The following is a 17,095-nucleotide window of genomic DNA, read 5'->3' on the forward strand; positions in this document are numbered from 1 at the left end:
TAGGAATGAAAGATATCCAAGTTATCGCTTTTAAAAACTCCGTTTTGATTTTGCTGCAACTTCTTTTTTAACCTCCTCAAAACTTTTAAGCTGAATGGCAAGCTTTGCAGATAATTCGACAAACTTTTCTTTATGTTGCATCGGGGGTTTTACATCACCGGATTCAACAAAATTAGCCAGAGAAATTAATTTGGTATCAAGTTTTACAGGATAATTAGTCAGGTCCTGGTTTGCTTTTGCTTTAACCTGTACCAGTTCATCTTCAATCCGAAGCATTTTCTCACGTAAAGCTTCTATAGATTTGTTGTTTAATTTAGAGCTGTCCAGTTGTTGCCTGATTTTTCTAATCTCTTTTACAGCATTGCGTAACGCTGTTGTCTGTTCGCCTATTTTTATAAGCAAATCATACTGTTCTTTGTATTCAGCTGCGGTAATTGGTATCCGTGGATCTTTTACAACCTCAAACTCCTGTGTCATCACCGTCGTATCTACAGTTAGCCGCACTTTGTATTTGCCAGGCATAATTAATGGCCCTCTTGCGGTTCCATGAGTTACTATACCTTCCAATGGTGCAGGATCCGGATAGCGCATATCATCCCAAATAAATTTATTTCCGCCTGATGCGGCAGTTAAAACCGGTTCCCGCCTGGCACCTCTTCGTGGGGGTGCGCGCATTTCAGTTTCAGCGGCTTTAGCAGCTGAGTCTGAATTATTCAAAGCTGTTGCTGTATCTATCCTGCTTTTATATGATTTAATCACTTTACCGGAAGCATCAATAAACTCAACGGATATTGTCCCCTTCGGTTTTTCTTTAAGATAATACTGCACCGTTACTCCTGAAGCTGGGTTCTGACCAACGTTTTGTGGTCCTGCACCTTCAAAACCAATAACCGAACGTTTGCCACCACCCCGGTATCTTACAGTGGCAGCGGGTTTAAACAGGTAAACAACAGAACTATGAACTTCGGCACTGATCTGCTGAAGTGTTGACAGATTATCCAATACCCAAAAAGACCGGCCATGAGTAGCTGCAACAAGGCTGTTATCCTGGATGGCCAGATCATGTATTGGTACAACCGGTAGGTTCAACTGCAGTGGTTGCCAGTTTTCACCATCATTGAAAGATATATATATTCCTTTTTCTGTACCAGCATACAATAAGCCCTTGCGTTTGGGATCTTCCCTGATTACCCTTGTAAATTCATCTTCGGGAATCCCGTTGGTAATTTTCTTCCAGGTTTTGCCATAGTCGCTGGTCTTATACATATAGGGATGAAAATCATCCTGCTTATATCTTATTGCTGCAATATATACAGTTGCAGGATCATGGGCTGAAGCATCAATAATGCTGATTCGTGAGAATTCGGGGATACCTTTTGGAGAAACATTTTTCCATGTTTTTCCATTGTCGGTTGAAAGGTTAATATATCCGTCATCGGAGCCCGTCCAAAGCAGGCCTGCTTTTATTGGTGATTCCGCAAAAGCGAATATTGTTCCATACCATTCCACGCCTGTATTATCGCGTACTACCGGTCCCCAGTCTTTTCCAATTTCAGGTTTATCCCTGGTTGGGGTCTTTTCAAGGGTTGCTGAATCGGAGCGGGTTAAGTTTGGACTGATTACCTGCCAGCTGTTTCCCTGGTCCAAAGAACGGTGAACATAGGACGACGTAGCATATAATACATTACTGTTGTGTGGCGATACTACAATTGGAAACGTCCATTGAAAACGATATTTGATGTCTGCAGAACCGTAGCCATAATTATCTTCGGGAACAACCGAAGCATCTGAAACCTGGTTTGTTTCCATGTTCAGCTTTGTGATCCAGTGGTGATTAGCCGCAAAAATAAGTTTAGGATTATTTTTATCGAAAGCAATATAGCCAGACTCACCACCGGCAACTGAGTATAGATCATCCGGATAAATGGCACCATTGTCAGACCTCATCGGAACCGAGATCGTTGAATTATCCTGCTGTGAACCATAAACACGGTAAGGAAATTTGTTGTCAGCAATTACATGATACATCTGGGCAGTGGGCTGGTTGTAAATAGATGACCAGGACTTGCCTCCATCAAATGTCACTGTTGCTCCGCCATCGTTTGCTTCAATCATTCTGTCTGTATCTTTCGGGTCGATCCAAAGCTGGTGATTGTCTCCATGGGGAGTGGATACAGCCGCGAATTTTTTACCACCGTCAGCAGATTTCCAGAATCCAATATTCATCACCCAAAGTTTTGAACTATCCTTTGGATCAGCGGTGAGATGATGATAATACCAGGGACGCTGGTGCAGCTCGGCATTTTGACTCATCAATTGCCAATGAGCACCTGCATCATCAGTGCGATAAATACCTGTCTGGTTGTTCTCAGCTTCAATGATAGCCCAGACTCGTTCCGGCCTTGCAGGTGATAAAGCAAGCCCTATTCTTCCACGATTCTTACCAGTAGGCAATCCCGGATTCAAGGTGATGTCGGTCCAGGTTTCGCCACCATCAAGGGTTTTGTGTATTCCTGCTCCTGGCCCGGAACTTCTTACCCCCCATTCAAAGCGACGAAATTCAAAAGTAGAAGCATATATGATACGGGGATTTGTTGGATCCATGGTTAAATCAATCGCGCCCGCGTTGGGGTTTTTATATAAGATTTTTTTCCAGGTTTTACCGCCATCACTGGTGCGGAATACGCCACGATCTTCATTTGGACCAAATGCATGACCAATAGCCGCTACATAAACAGTATCCGGATTTGTTGGATGAATTATCAGTCTGCCGATGTGATAGGTATCTTTCAAGCCCATATACGACCAGGTTTTGCCACCATCCGTTGACTTATATACACCATCACCATGAGAAGTGTTTCCTCGTAAAGTATGTTCACCCATGCCAACATAAACAATATCAGGATTTGATTTTGATACTTCAATCGCCCCGACAGAACCCATTTTGAAGAAGCCGTCAGAAATGTTTTTCCAACTTTCACCGCCATCAGTAGTTTTCCATACTCCCCCCCCCGTAGTACCCATATAAAAAGTCATTTTATCTGTTGGATGGCCAGTTACAGAAACTGAACGTCCGCCGCGAAAAGGTCCTATTAATCGCCACTGCATAGATTTCATAATGTCAGCGTTTGACTGAGGATCCAGGTTTGATTTATTAACCAGGGCCGACTTAATAGCGGTGCCCTGAGCAGTTAATTGATCGGTCGTTACCAGTGCAGCAAGAATTACCAAAGCAATACCGCTAATCGCTTTTTTCATTTTCATATCTGAATGTTAATTTATTTGAAAGGGTCGCTTGTTTTTGATTATTGATTTTTAAACCTGGCCCCAACCCTGCAGTCACCTGGTTCTCCACGGGATTCGTCACAAACATTATTAAAGAAGGTCACGATCTTTCGGCCATCGCCAAGATTTAAAATAAATTTGAATAAATAATAATCATTTACCTCTATGTTTTTTGTATCCACTCCTGCAATAGTTGCCAGCTGGCCGGCTGTAAATGTATAGGTTTTTGGAAAGGTTGTTGCTGTCTCCAGAAATTTATCAGTAGTCCTGACTATACTTGGCAATGGAAACTGGAAGATATTCGGGTATTGATTACCGGGACTACTGATTACAATGGGATAAGCAGGGGCGCTTGCTTCTTTTTTATTGTAACTAACATACACGTCAATTGAGCTGACCGTCTCTTTCCCGAACCCTTCCCAATCTAATATAAATTCGAATTGCTGTGTTGCAACATTTGGGTCTTTGAGATTAAAGAAGGAAGTTTTCGCTGCGTCAACTGTTGGTAGGGCTGATTTTGATGTATTGACTGTGACTATTGGTACAGCCGTATACTTATAATCTTCCCACTCATATTTTTTTGTTGAACAGGCACTTGATATAAATAACAATAAGTATCCAGCTGTTGATATATGTTTCATATTGTAAATTTTATATGCTGAGTTATTTGTCCCAGAAAACCGGTGTAGTTTGTTGGGCTATTTGAATTTCACCGGCTATTGCGCTTACTGATGTATTTGTGGTTAACTCGGATTGTGAATAATAAAGTCTTAAAGGATAAACATTCAATGGAGATAACAAAGGGCGCAAAACAGGCAAACCTGTTCGCCGGTGATCATTATAGGTTTCCATTCCGTTACCAAAAGAGGCAATGTACTTTTGTGTCATCACTTGCTCAAGTTTTTTGTTATTATCAACTGCAGAGGAATAATTCTGAGCTAACCTATTCACAAAACCAGTAATTGTAGATGCCGGTATAGCTATGCCCCCATTTGCAATGGCAAAAGCGCTTATGCTATTCAGGTTTGCTGTAATACCATCTTTAAAAAGCTGGCTCGCATCTTCTCCTGTGTTCAGTGTTAAAGCTGCCTCGGCTCTCATAAAATAAACCATGGCATTTGTAAGGAGGGGCATAAGACCAGCACCGGTTCCGTCAGAAACAGCAACCACTTTGTTTGTTCCGCTGGTGCCCGTATTGGTCAGAAATACATTGGTAGCCGGTATATTATTCACGGGAGCATTATCGTACAAACCGCCGGCAGGATAAATTCCAAATGTTGCTCTTCTTGTCTGATCGGCCGGTACTGAAGTGCCATCTCCTGGGTTACGTCCATAATAGCCATTGCTGTTGGAGGCGTTATTCAGACCTGCTGTTGCGTTTTGACGGTAAATAAAATAACGCAATCTTGGGTCATCATTAGTGAATAACATATCCATTAATGACTGGCTCATATAAAACGTTTTCGTTCCCTGGTATTCAGACCTGTGCCATGGATGTCGGTTATTTGGATTCTGTGAAGGTCCGAACTTAAAGGTGAAGTCCGTTGCGGCTGAGTTTATCAGGGGTGCAGTAATCAAAGTTTTAATGCCTGCAGCCGCCTTTGCAGCATCAGCTAATCTTATTTGGTTAAATAATTTCAGTTTCAGTGAATTTGCCATTCTTATCCAAGAGTCTTTACTGCCGCGGTAGATAATATCAGCAGTGACAGGTGTCAGTGTAGCTGATGTTGTTTTATTCGCATCGGCAATGGCTTCGGCAATCAGGGCAAAAACTTTATCATAAATCTCACCACCGTTTTCAAAGGCAGGGCTGCGGTTTTCCTGGCCAAGACTTGCACCGGAATATGGTATATCTCCCCACATATCAACCATCATACTATACAGGTAAGCCTTTTCCAGTTTTGCAATGGCGACATATCCCCACTGCTGTTGTTCTGTGCCGTCCTTGATTAATGTTTCGATATCGATGAATGTCTGGCTGTAAAATCCATTCCAGGAATCATCGAAGCTGGTGCCTGTTTGTTGAAAACGGCTGAGACCGGAAGAAAATATAGTGTGCTGAACGATAGTAGCTGCGCCACTGTTTAGTTGATACATATTAGCTGCCATTGATATCTGGGTTGATGGCAATAATAAACTAAGCTCGGCGGTGGTGATGTTATTGGGATCATCATTGATGTCTACAAACTTTTTACACGAACTTCCAAGTAGAAAAATTGCGGATAGTAAAAAAGTGAGTTTTATGTATGTGGATTTCATGATCTCTGCTGTTTAAATGATGAATGACCTTTTATTAGAAACTGAAACGGAGGTTAACACCAAATCTCCGCGTGGTAGGCACAGCCAGGTTATCATAACCCCTTGAGTTACCTACACCCAACGAACTGACTTCAGGGTCAAAATTTGTGTATTTGGGAAAGTTGGGTGCATTGTACCAGAGGTTACGTCCGCTTACAGAAATTGATGCTGATCCAAAAGGACTATTTTTCAAAAGCTTTGCTGGTAATTCGTATCCCAATGATACTTCCCTGAGACGTACAACTGTAGCATCAAGTATTGAACCTTCGCTTACTCCACCTGGACCCATACCACCTGAAAAGAAATGATCTTCATAGCTCATTGCAACATTGTTCGGGATCTTGTTTCCCCTTGAATCCAGCAGTGGCTTCAACGTATTTATATCGCCAAGTATACCCGGTGCCACAATCACAAATTCACGTTCTTCAGTATCCCTGGTTACCCCGCGTGAAATCATATTGCCTACAGTACTTGAAAATAAATCCCCACCTTGTTTCCAGTCAAACAAAATGCTCATGGAAAAATTTCTGAACCTGAATGAATTTGTGACACCTAACAGGAAATCAGGATTTGGATTTCCAATTGGAAGCAATGTGCCTGATGTCAGTGGTTTGCCTGTATTTGGGTCAATCAGGATGTTTTGTTCCTCATCTCTTGCGAAGGCTGTTCCAAGAATCAAACCATAGGGCTGCCCTACAATATGAATGCTGCTGGTACCATTTGCACCACCATAACTAAAACTCTGGTAACCGCCGAGATCATTTATGATGTTTTCATTTTTTGTAAAGTTGGCTGCTATGTTCCAATTGAAACCTTTGCCATTGCTTTTAACAGGCGAAGCTGTCAGACCTATTTCAATGCCGCTGTTGGTTGCTTTACCCAGGTTAAGAATCTGGGTTGTATAGCCAGTAGATGGTGCTGCACTTACCTGGAATATTTGTGAAGTACTTTTTTTGTTGTAGTAAGTAAAATCTATTCCGATTCTACCGTTAAGGAATTGCAGTTCAGCGCCCATTTCCAATTCTGTAATAAATTCCGGTTTCAGATTTGCATTCGCCAGCAGGTCGGCCTGTGTTACTATATTCGTTGCTGCGCCGCCGGGAGCCGTAAACGGCGCCCCTACAGAGCCAACCCCGGAAGACGTACCCAATGAGGTATTAATCGGATACACATTTAATGTCTGATAAGGAGTCGCCTCGTTACCAACCTGCGTATATCCGGCTCTTATCTTACCGAATGAAATGATATTTCTCGGCAAATTCAATACCTGTGTAAATATGAAGGAACCATTTACACCACCATATAGGTAACTCCGGTTATCTGCCGGTAAGGTTGAAGAAATATCATTTCGGCCAACGATATTCAATGTGAGAAAGTTTTTATATTCAAAGGTCAGATCCGTGAAAAATGCGTAAAATCTTTGTTTAAGCATATTCCGGTTGTTTTGTAACTGTACTGGTGTTATAGAACTGGTATTGTTTATACTATTGAGGTCGGCAACTATGATATTATCACCATAAAATACTTTACGATTGGTGAGGCGCTGGTTGATATTATTTCCCAGGATGGCTTTGAACGAAATGTTTTTATTGATGGATGTACTGACGGTTGCCAATAACGTATTATCTAACTCCTGCCGGTAAATATCATCGCTGGTAATGCTTCCATTGGGATAAGATGAGCTTCCTTTTCCTCTCACACTTAATCTCCTGTCAGTATAAGCATTAAAACCTACTGTGTTTTGGATGTTTAACCAGGGTAGTGGATCATAACCCACTACAAAGTTTCCATAATACCTGTCCACATCACTAGTGGTGGGACTATGTAATACTGACCAGTAAGGATTGTCGAGCCCGGTGTAATCATACACATTACTGCCATCAAGTGGATTTTCATACGGGTTATTTGAAAGGTCATAACTTGTGGGGGCATACATCAATGCACTCATGATCGAGCCGGTAGCCCCGCCGATAGGGGGTGATTCCTGGTGGGTTACAACATAGTTGATTGAGCCACTTGCATAGAATTTATTATCCAGTTTGATGTTCCCGCCCACATTTATGGAGGTGCGGGTTATTTCATTCGATGGAACTACACCGCGGTTACTTGTTCTTGAAATGCCAGCGGTGAAGTTTCCTTTTTCGCTCCCTGAAGAAATTGAAAGCGCATTTTCAAGCACGCTACCTGTTCTGAAAAAGTCTTTTGTATTCTGTTCTGCATAGGATTTATATGGAATCTGTATGGGGGTTTTACCATCTGCCTCATAGAACTGGGGAAACACGGTTGCGTCAAATTGCCTGGTTAGTTGGTGTGGTATTGTTTCACGGGTTGGTAATATGCTTGTTACTCCAGGGAAAGGTTGTCCCCAAGACGCATAAACGCCATGCCGGTAGTCGTTATTAGTACCTTGTCCATACCTGGTCTGATATTCTGGTAGACCTGAAACTTTTTCAATAGAATAACCTGAATTGTAAGTAATCTCAGTGCCTTTCCTGCTTTGCTTTTTACCGGATTTAGTGGTAATGATTATAGCACCATTGGCTGCCCGGGAGCCATATAGTGCCGCGGCAGCTGCGCCTTTTAGTACGGTCATGCTTTGGATATTGTTGGGATCTATGTCATAAGCACGATTTGTGACACCGGCTCCTCCCACTGATGCAGAGCCCGCATTTGCAAAACTGGAATTGTCGAACGGTACTCCATCCACTACAAATAGAGGCTGGTTATTATTACCAAGAGAAGAATTACCGCGTATAGTAATATTAGTTCCTCCACCGGCTACACCTCCTGAACTTTGTATATCTACACCTGCAACTTTGCCAGTTAATGATCTAAGTGGATCTGGTTCCGATTTCTGTGCCAGCTGATCCGCATTCAGTGTGCTTACAGAATAGCCAAGTTTGTTTTTTTGTCTTCTGATACCTGCAGCTGTTACAACAACATTATCAAGGGTGGCAGAGCTTTCTACCAGCTTAACATTGATAAATGGTTTATCAGAAACAGGTACTTCCTGCTCCTGGAAACCTACATTGGAAAATACAAGCGAGCTGGCATTAACCGGAACAGTAATCGTAAATTTTCCTTCCTTATCGGTTGCTGTTCCCTTAGACATTCCTTTTACCACTACACTCACTCCTGGTAAAATAGCGCCATCCTGGGAAGTAATCTGACCGGTAATTGTTTTCTCCTGTGCATTTCCCTTTAAAAAAATAAAAAAGGAGCATAGAATGAAGATTAAAATTTGCTTCATATCAGTTGTTTGGTTTTTAAAAATTTCTACCTGAAAAAGATATATGGCTGGAATTGATAATTCTATCCTGTTCTGTCGAGAACCGGGCAGTCAAACTGTAAATCGTTATCTGGGTGGCTGATACAAGCGTTGGGAAGACAAGCAGTTGATTGAAACAAGACGTATCATAACATATATAAAATATATATGTGTGCGTGATTTGATAAAATTAGCATAATCCAAGGACATGAATCGAGGATTCAAAATATTAATTTATTATTAATATAACCGAAGTGCTGAAATTTATCGTGTAAACTTTTGATTAGTTAGAAAAATACTATGAAAACATAAAAAATAATTGATAAGTATCAATTGATGCTTTAGATGAAATAAAACAGGCGTTAATTAATGTTATATCCTATCACTAATGGTTAAGCGAAAATGTCGATAAGAGGCTGTCGATCTGCAAAGTTATTTATCCTTGAAAGTTTATGCCGCTTACTCTATGGATGGATATGATAGCAGGCGTAGTGATTTGTATTAAACTTATCTTTTAAACTTTTCGTTATAATTTCATTAACACTTCAATTTTAAAATCAAGATCATTCACGAAAAGAACAATGCTATCATGAATAGAAGGATACTATATAAAGTGATACACTGATTGTATCATTATCAAACACTCGCCACAATGCATAGAATGTAAGCGTTTCATAATTAACCTACTGAGAAAATGGTATATGGATTGGCATGTAACAATAGACAATTCATCATCAAAAACTTTAATTATGAAACAGATTATCTTCTCAATCAGTCTACTCCTCGTAATATCAATTTCTGCACTTAGTGCAAATGATAAAATTAATTTTGGCGATAAAGCAGAGCAGGTTTTTCAGAAATCTTTTCCGGCAGCTGAATGTGTGAAATGGACCAATGAAGGGGATTACAGAAAAGTATCTTTTGTGCTTTACGGAAGAGGTGCCCAGGCGTTCTTTAGTCCTGAGGGTGACTTGCTGGGTACAATGCGCAATATTTTCTATGCCGACTTGCCGATTAAGGTGATGATGGCTATCAAGAAAAGATTCAACAATGCTGTGCCTTTTGCGATCACTGAAATCAACAGGGTTGATGGAACTCACTATAAATTTTCAGTGGAAACAACGAAACATCGCCATGATGCTACGGTTGCACAAGACGGCAATTTTGTTAAGGTAACCCAGCGTTGATTACGAAAGACCTGACTTCCTTTTCTTTCGCCTGGATATTATTATATAGATAATTAACAATACTAAGGACACCGCAGCAATCCAGATCAGGGCGGTCAGGATCTTTCCGTTATTTCCATAAATCGCCAGCAACACAATGAGTGGGGTTATTCCACAAAGAGTGGCCAGGATATACTTATGGTACTTCATTTTTAAAAGGCCCGCGACAATACTTAATGAGTCATTCGATAAAGATGAAAGTCGGGTAATGGCAATGGCTATCACCCCGTACTCTTTAATAAACTCACTGGCCTTTTTTTGTGCCTTCTCGCTCATGAATTTCTGCACCGTTACCGGGCCAAGATGTTTTCCGATCAGATAGCCCAATGACGAAGATGCAAAAACTCCCAGCAATGAGATTAGCCCACCCCATACCGGCCCATAACTAACGATTGCAACAATCATCAGAAGGATATTTGGAACAACAAAAAGGAACATCTGAAAAACCATTATCAAAATCAGTAAAACGGGTCCGGCCCAGCCCAATCCGCCCACCCACTTGCTGATTCTTTGCTGATCATCGCTTGTTAAGACATCGAAACCTTCTTTAATGAAATCCTGGAAAGATGGTATGAGAAAATAACAGCCAATAAGAATTCCCAATAAGGAAACTGAAATAATAAGAGGGCGCTTTTTCATAGCTTCGCTTATAAAATAAGCTATAAAAATAAAGGATTCGCCCTTGTGATAGCTCGCAGTCCGGTTAAAATTTACCAGGTCTTTGAATCACCTGGGATTATCCCGCCGATTTATTTTTTTTCTTCAAATTTATCCGCAATAACTTTTATACGTTTGTTTGGTTCTTTATCTATAGTAACCATCAGCGATACAACGCCGGCTTTACCTTCGATAGTAATAGTAACAGCGCCAGGGTCATCACCGGGGTCTGCAATAACGGTCTTAATCACCGTTTTACCTTCTTTAAAAGGAACCTTCCAATTACAGGCATTTGAAATAAATACACCTTTCATTGTCCTGCCAGATTCATTGCCAGGTGAAATAATAATTTCTGTTTTGTTTATTTCTATGGTAGTGTTTTCATCTTCCGTCCGAACTATGGTATTGGTTGAATCCAGGTAGAGCGTTTTTGATGAAGTAAAAACTGATGTGATGTTGCATTGGGCATGCAGAACATTCGTACCGAATGCGAGGACACCCGGAAAAAAAAGGCTTAAGATTATTTTTTTCATTTGTAATGTTTTAATCCGTTGCTAATCGAAAATATAATACAATGATTATTCACTTGCTTTCAATGCACGGCCATATTCCATTTCGGAATTAATGGTTTTGGCCGCTTTTGTATATGCCGACTGAATGTTTTCAGTTCGCGGCATTCTTCCCGCTATATGCGTTAATAAATTTGATTTTTCAAAATCGTTATTCACCCGGCCTGCCTCTGAGATCAGTGCCACCCAATCATCTTCTGTAACCGAATTTCGATCAGCGATCTTTTTCATCAGGTTTACTTTCTCAAATTCACCATCCATATCATGGACAACCATTAACACCCGGCTGATACGCTGATTTTCTTCACTGCTACGATCAAGCATCTTTTTCAACAGCTCTGATTTTTCATGGTTACCATTGAGGCCACCGGCAATCAGCGCCATCTCGTGAAATATCGCTGCACTAATAGGTTGATTCAGGAGATTCTCCAATGCGCGTACTTTTTCGAAATCTCCATCCATGCTATTAACCACTTGCAGATAAGCCTGGGCCGTAGCCGAATCTTTTAATGGTTCAGAGAATTGTTTTAAAAGATTGTTTTTTTCAAAGTCAGCACCCATGCCTTTAACTACCGCAAGAATACCCACTGCCCTGGCTGAATCGAGTGGAGTTTGCTTTATCATCAGGTTTAGTACCTGTGTTTTTTCATGATCAGCATTCATTCCCGCAATTGTTCTTAAGATGCCCTGGAAAGCGAGGCTGTCAGGTGATTTTTTAATAAGATGTTTAAGCACCCCGGCTTTTTCATAATCAGCATCCATTCCGTCTACAACATCCAGGTAAGCGACGGTAAGCACAGAGTCATTCAATTGACCGGATAATGATCGAAGTAATTTTGCTTTTTCAAAGTCGGCTTCTATCGTTGCAGTTTTTTTGATGACTTCCAGCAAATCTGCATTGGAAAGTGTATCTGTATTGATCAGGTAATCGTAATAAATTGCTTTGGTATAATCTTGCTGCATGGTCCCTGCAGCTGCCATCACTGCCGGTACTCCTCCTTTTTTATAAAGGCGTTCTACTCTTCCCCTTGCATCAAACCCGGTTTCAAGTATTGCTTTGATGGTTTCAGCAAGTACCCGTTTGCCGTTGGCTTCATTTACATTCAGGTTCTTTCCGTCTTCAGTCAGCTGGTATACGATTTGCCCTTCTTTTAATTCTACCTTAAGCTTCAGATCATTGTTTTTATATTTCAGGAAGCCGTTAGGTGATATACTTTCCACGGCCGTTTCAGCTTCGTTGAAAATGATCTTTCCTTTTGTGCTCAACTCCTGATCGTTAGTACCGTCGAATATCCGCATGGTTGACACCCCATGCCTGTCAAAGCGCTGAATAGTGAAGTATATGCTGAGGGAAAGAGTAAGCAGCGTCAGAAATATCAGAACTGGTTTCATATTGTATAATTGTGATAAAGTGTAGGTGTTAAGTCAGGTGGTAATTAATTAATCGGCATGTTAATTTTAATTCTGCGCCGGCTGTGCTTCTGTTTTTTTGATAAAATAATAATAGCATAGAAAACTCAGCGAAATACAGAAAGACATGATCATTACCGAGTGAATCCCAAATGGGGGAAACAGCAGCATCAGTGTAAAGCCAAGTCCTACACCTCCGACAATGATCGCCCATTTGACTGCAGTAATCCTGGTATCTTTTTTCTGCGGCTGTAAAAACTGGTGAATGATGTTCTCTGAAGCATTTTTGTCCATCATTTTATTTTTTAACTTGTAGTCAAGGAACAGTCTGATGATGGAGAGGAAGAAATTTGAGATAAGATAAATTACCAGTACGATGGCTGTTGCCTGCAAAGTCTTCTCAATAAATTCCCTGTCCCGGAAAGGATCGTAATTGATGTTTTCCTGGGCGTTCAAAGCCAGTGACAACAAAACAGTGCCGGTGAGTAGTGTGATTTTTTTCATCTGTTGTTAATTTTCTAATTAGACTGAAGCCTTAAGATAATGTTGCAGGTAATTTAAATATCGAGGCTGTTTATTTGGTGATTGTATTTCCGGTACTCATCGAAGACAAGAAAAGCAGCGATCAGCACAACGGTCATTATGATGAGATAGGTGACCATAGTAGAAACCTCGGAAATGATATCCTGGATCGAGTCCAGGAACAGGTAAACAGGTGTTCCGATTAATCCGATTGTCATCAATGTAATGATGATTCCCGGCCATATATTTTTCCGCCTGGGACCATTCAATTTCTCAATTGCTGGTATTGTAGCTAATAACGGATCTGCGTTGAGACTTGCCACAGGATTTTGTTCCATAACCTGGTTAAGGACTAGTTTTGAAAGATCAAAATTAAAAGCAGGTTTAGACAGTTGCTCAATTTCAGTAAAAAGCAACTGGTAATTTTCTGCCCGGGTTTTACAATGTTCGCAGGTCAACATATGAGCCCTTGCGGATAAGTCAGGATTTTCTGAGCTCCAGATAAACTCCTGGATCATTTCATCAGTAAGGTGCCCGTTCTTCATAGTTCTTCTTTTTTATACCTCAACAGCAAATTTGTTTTCAACATTTTTCTTGCCCTGAAAAGATAGCTCCTCAAAGTTCCTGTAGGCAGCCCGGTGATGATGCCAATCTCCTCATAGCTCAGCTGTTCATTATGAAACAGCGTTATCAGGGTTTTAAACAGTGGCGGCAACTTTTCGATTTCAATTTTCAATATCGCTGCTTGCTGTTTTTGAAAAACCATGGTTTCAATTTCCGGATCTGCTGAGGCAGGGTGGTGGTTATCTGAATATTCGATCCCTTCGTTTTCACCCTGGAACAAATCTGTAAGCGATAATTTCTTTTTTTGCAGCTGACTGATACAGGTATTATAAGCAATCTGCGCTATCCAGGTCGACAATTTTGACTGAAATTTGAAGCCGGAAAGGTTTGCAAATACTTTAAGATACACATCCTGGGCGAGGTCCCGCCTGTCTTCCCTGTTTTCTACCAGCTTAAATACGATCTGAGCCACAAGTCCCTCCGTGTTTTTGATGATCTTTCCAAACGCCTGGGTATCTCCTGACAAAACGGATTTTACCAGGCGCCGGTCTGATTCATTATTTTCACTAATATGGTTCACTTATTGGGATTTGACTGATGAAGCCGGATAATGTTGCAAAAACTTTTAAATATCCGGAACATCAAAGATCAAATCGGGGTTTTCAATAAAAGAATTGGCAATTAAGTGACGAATTGCCAATTAACAGGGTTGATTCAGGACAAACCTTGCCCAAAGTCAAACATCTTGCCCAAAGTCAAACATTAAGAGATCTTTTTTCGCAGGAATAAAATGCTGATTATAAACACCCACATGAAAAACAATCCTGCAGCTATCGGGATGTTCCAGCCATTGACGCTGTAAAAATCCAGGGGTGTAGTCATGAAGAAAATCGTGGGAATGAAAGCAAGATTATATAAACTGATAACAAATGCCAGCCAGCCTGTCCACACCGGAATCATCCGGCTTTTAAGGATCACTGCTCCGCTTGCAATCAGGATGGTCGCGGTTAACAGGCGGTTGATTGGCCCATAGATCAGGAGCGCTCCCTCCCCGCCATAGCCAACCCAGGTAGGATCCACGGGGTTTGATTTCGCGATCCATACTGACCCAGCCTGTATAGAATCAGCAATAAATGCAACAATTGCAAAGGCCAGTCCCAAGGCAAAAATAAATGTTGCGGCCCATTCGAGTGAAGGATAATGATTTGAAATGATGGTTTTAAACCCGCTGAAGAATCCAATCAATCCAAGACAAATAAAGAGATCGATGATGATGCGTGCAAGTATGATATTGACTGGTGGTGTACCACTGGCCGTTGGTGTATAAACAAAATAAAGTGGGATTTCCAATAAGACAAGGAGGTAGAGTGCGATGCCAGTCAATCCGGTCCAGGAATAAAGCGGTGATTTTTTCATTTTTTACATATTATATTTAGCAGGTAAATGTACCTGCCAACCATAGATCAGAGCTTATATTAAAAGGAGTATATCTTACAAATAGCGGAGCAATTATGGCTTTTGAAATCAGGAACATACCGGGAAAAAACTTTCAACTACTGAATGATTTTTTCATGAATGGTTCAGCAGATATGAATCTTGTTGAACAATCGGAAAAACTTAGTCTGCCTTTTGTTGATGTTAATATGCAGGATTGGTATTTTGACGGTATACGTTTGGGTTATTCGGACTGGCACTATAAAAAACCGGTTGATTTGAAATGGAATTACCAAATCAAAGCTGAGTTGGTTACGCTCCAGGCAAATCTAAAAGGCTCTGTATTTATCGGTAGTCAAACAAACAGACCGCAGGCAGCTTTCGGAAGTTATCAGCACAATCTTTATTATGCGAATGGTGACGACATAAATGAAGGTTTTCTCAGATCCGCCCATCTGCACAGTTCGATGTTTTTCATCCAGTTTACAAAAGATACATTTCTTCGGCTGACCCAGGGAGGGAATGAGGCGCTGGAACGTTTTGGTGAAAACATAATGAATGGAAGAAGGTGTGCACTGTCAAATAATAACCTTCCGGTTGATGCTGCTATGCTCAACATTATCAATGATATCATCAATTGCCGTTATAAAGATGGATTGAAACAAATGTACCTCTTATCAAAGAGCATTGAATTTTTAGTAGTGCAGGCCGAGGCCTGCAATGCTGCTTTTTTGCCTTCGTATAAATATGTAAAGACCAAACATGATTTAGAATGTCTAAAATATGCCCGGGAATATATTTTGAATAACATTGAGTCGCCACCAGCTCTCACGGCACTGGCAAAGATTGTTGGCATCAATGAATACAAATTGAAAAGAGGATTTAAAGAGGTCTTCGGGAATACTGTTTTTGGTTATTTGTCAGATGCCAGGTTAGAACTGGCTAAAAATGATTTGCTAAGGGGTGATAAAACATCGACAGAAATTGCATCCGGCTTTGGTTATTCATCGCTGCAACATTTCAGTAATGCATTTAAGAAGAAGTTTGGATTTTCTCCCAATAAGTTGCTTAAGAAAAAGCACAATTTGGAAATCTAAGTTTACTAAACTGGATTTTCCGGCCAATATAATACTGTACCAACAATCGCAATCATGTTCAACGCCAAATTTATTTCTATAGTTTCAAGATATTCCAAAGAAGAACAAGCTCTGAAAATGTGGGAAGAGGTTCATGCCAATTATTCAAAAACGAACCGGCATTATCATAATATTAATCATCTCGATAATCTGTTTTTTGAACTGGAGCCTCTCAAAGCCAGATTTTCTGACTGGGAGATCGTCATTTTTGCAATCGCTTACCATGATATCATATACAATGTATTGAGGCAGGATAATGAGGAAAGGAGTGCGGAACTGGCGAACGAAAGACTGAAAAAACTTTCAATAGATCAGGAACGGGTTATGTTATGCAACGAGATCATAGTAAACACAAAGACACATGGTGATAGTACAACAGGCGATATAAGGTTTTTTGCCGATGCAGATTTAGCCATCTTAGGTAAATCTTCTGAAGAGTACCTGTCTTATGCATCTGCTGTGAGAAAAGAATATAAATTATATCCTGATTTTGTTTATAATCCCGGCCGTTCAAAAGTTCTGGAAAGTTTCCTGGCGAAGAACTGTATATATCATACTGAATTTTTTTATAGCCAGTATGAAATAAAAGCAAGGGAAAATATCACCCGGGAACTTGACATACTTCGAAAAAAGTGAATTCGGGCAAAACTGGCTATCTGTCCGCATTGTTTTAAGATTGGTGTTTTTCATTACTTGCACCGGCGTGAAAAGTTTATTATTTTGGTA

At 40.6% G+C, this 17,095-nt stretch carries 14 protein-coding genes; 3 read left to right on the forward strand and 11 right to left on the reverse strand.

The genetic code is table 11. From position 1 onward, the window contains the following. Positions 1-30: 30 nt before the first annotated feature. The 4 genes from VK664_RS01520 to VK664_RS01535 are packed head-to-tail and all read right to left on the reverse strand — an operon-like array spanning position 31 to position 8,833. Positions 31-3,264 (reverse strand): WD40/YVTN/BNR-like repeat-containing protein, encoded by a 3,234-nt coding sequence (locus VK664_RS01520; protein WP_461396829.1) that lies wholly within the window; start codon positions 3,262-3,264, stop codon positions 31-33. Between the two features lie 41 nt (positions 3,265-3,305). Then, positions 3,306-3,926: a hypothetical protein gene (locus VK664_RS01525; RefSeq protein WP_461396830.1), complete on the reverse strand. Its 621-nt coding sequence runs from the start codon at positions 3,924-3,926 to the stop codon at positions 3,306-3,308. Positions 3,927-3,948: 22 nt separating this feature from the next. Next, a complete protein-coding gene (locus VK664_RS01530; protein WP_461396831.1) occupies positions 3,949-5,544 on the reverse strand; it encodes a SusD/RagB family nutrient-binding outer membrane lipoprotein in 1,596 nt (531 codons plus the stop codon). 34 nt (positions 5,545-5,578) lie between these two features. Then, on the reverse strand, positions 5,579-8,833 hold the full coding sequence (locus tag VK664_RS01535; protein ID WP_461396832.1) for a SusC/RagA family TonB-linked outer membrane protein: 3,255 nt from the start codon (positions 8,831-8,833) through the stop codon (positions 5,579-5,581). A 767-nt stretch (positions 8,834-9,600) separates the two neighbouring features. Between VK664_RS01535 and VK664_RS01540 the strand changes: the two genes are divergently transcribed. Then, positions 9,601-10,038, forward strand: coding sequence for a hypothetical protein (locus VK664_RS01540; protein WP_461396833.1), 438 nt, complete (start codon positions 9,601-9,603; stop codon positions 10,036-10,038). Here VK664_RS01540 and VK664_RS01545 read toward each other — a convergent pair whose 3' ends face one another. The 7 genes from VK664_RS01545 to VK664_RS01575 all read right to left on the reverse strand — a co-directional run bounded on the left by VK664_RS01545 (position 10,039) and on the right by VK664_RS01575 (position 15,215). Next, on the reverse strand, positions 10,039-10,716 hold the full coding sequence (locus VK664_RS01545) for a TVP38/TMEM64 family protein (protein ID WP_461396834.1): 678 nt from the start codon (positions 10,714-10,716) through the stop codon (positions 10,039-10,041). Positions 10,717-10,826: 110 nt separating this feature from the next. Next, positions 10,827-11,267 (reverse strand): hypothetical protein, encoded by a 441-nt coding sequence (locus tag VK664_RS01550; RefSeq protein WP_461396835.1) that lies wholly within the window; start codon positions 11,265-11,267, stop codon positions 10,827-10,829. A 45-nt stretch (positions 11,268-11,312) separates the two neighbouring features. Beyond that, complete coding sequence (locus VK664_RS01555; RefSeq protein ID WP_461396836.1) at positions 11,313-12,695, reverse strand: hypothetical protein; 1,383 nt, start codon at positions 12,693-12,695, stop codon at positions 11,313-11,315. A 66-nt stretch (positions 12,696-12,761) separates the two neighbouring features. Then, a complete protein-coding gene (locus VK664_RS01560) occupies positions 12,762-13,217 on the reverse strand; it encodes a hypothetical protein (protein WP_461396837.1) in 456 nt (151 codons plus the stop codon). 53 nt (positions 13,218-13,270) lie between these two features. After that, the gene (locus VK664_RS01565) at positions 13,271-13,780 is read right to left on the reverse strand and encodes a hypothetical protein (protein WP_461396838.1); all 510 of its coding nucleotides are present in this window, start codon (positions 13,778-13,780) and stop codon (positions 13,271-13,273) included. Then, entirely contained in the window at positions 13,777-14,379 is a 603-nt protein-coding gene (locus VK664_RS01570; RefSeq protein WP_461396839.1) for an RNA polymerase sigma factor, read from the reverse strand. The genes VK664_RS01565 and VK664_RS01570 overlap by 4 nt, the downstream gene beginning before the upstream one ends. A gap of 182 nt (positions 14,380-14,561) precedes the next feature. Beyond that, positions 14,562-15,215 carry a hypothetical protein gene (locus VK664_RS01575; RefSeq protein ID WP_461396840.1) on the reverse strand — a complete coding sequence of 218 codons (654 nt, stop codon included), beginning with the start codon at positions 15,213-15,215 and terminating at the stop codon, positions 14,562-14,564. A gap of 95 nt (positions 15,216-15,310) precedes the next feature. Here VK664_RS01575 and VK664_RS01580 point away from each other — a divergent pair, with 95 nt between their 5' ends. Both VK664_RS01580 and VK664_RS01585 read left to right on the forward strand, forming a co-directional pair. Continuing rightward, positions 15,311-16,330 carry a helix-turn-helix domain-containing protein gene (locus VK664_RS01580; RefSeq protein WP_461396841.1) on the forward strand — a complete coding sequence of 340 codons (1,020 nt, stop codon included), beginning with the start codon at positions 15,311-15,313 and terminating at the stop codon, positions 16,328-16,330. A 54-nt stretch (positions 16,331-16,384) separates the two neighbouring features. Further along, positions 16,385-17,005 (forward strand): HD domain-containing protein, encoded by a 621-nt coding sequence (locus VK664_RS01585; protein WP_461396842.1) that lies wholly within the window; start codon positions 16,385-16,387, stop codon positions 17,003-17,005. Positions 17,006-17,095 lie beyond the last annotated feature (90 nt).

This window comes from Flavitalea sp. (assembly GCF_035489435.1).
In the GTDB taxonomy this organism is placed as follows: domain Bacteria; phylum Bacteroidota; class Bacteroidia; order Chitinophagales; family Chitinophagaceae; genus DATHKG01.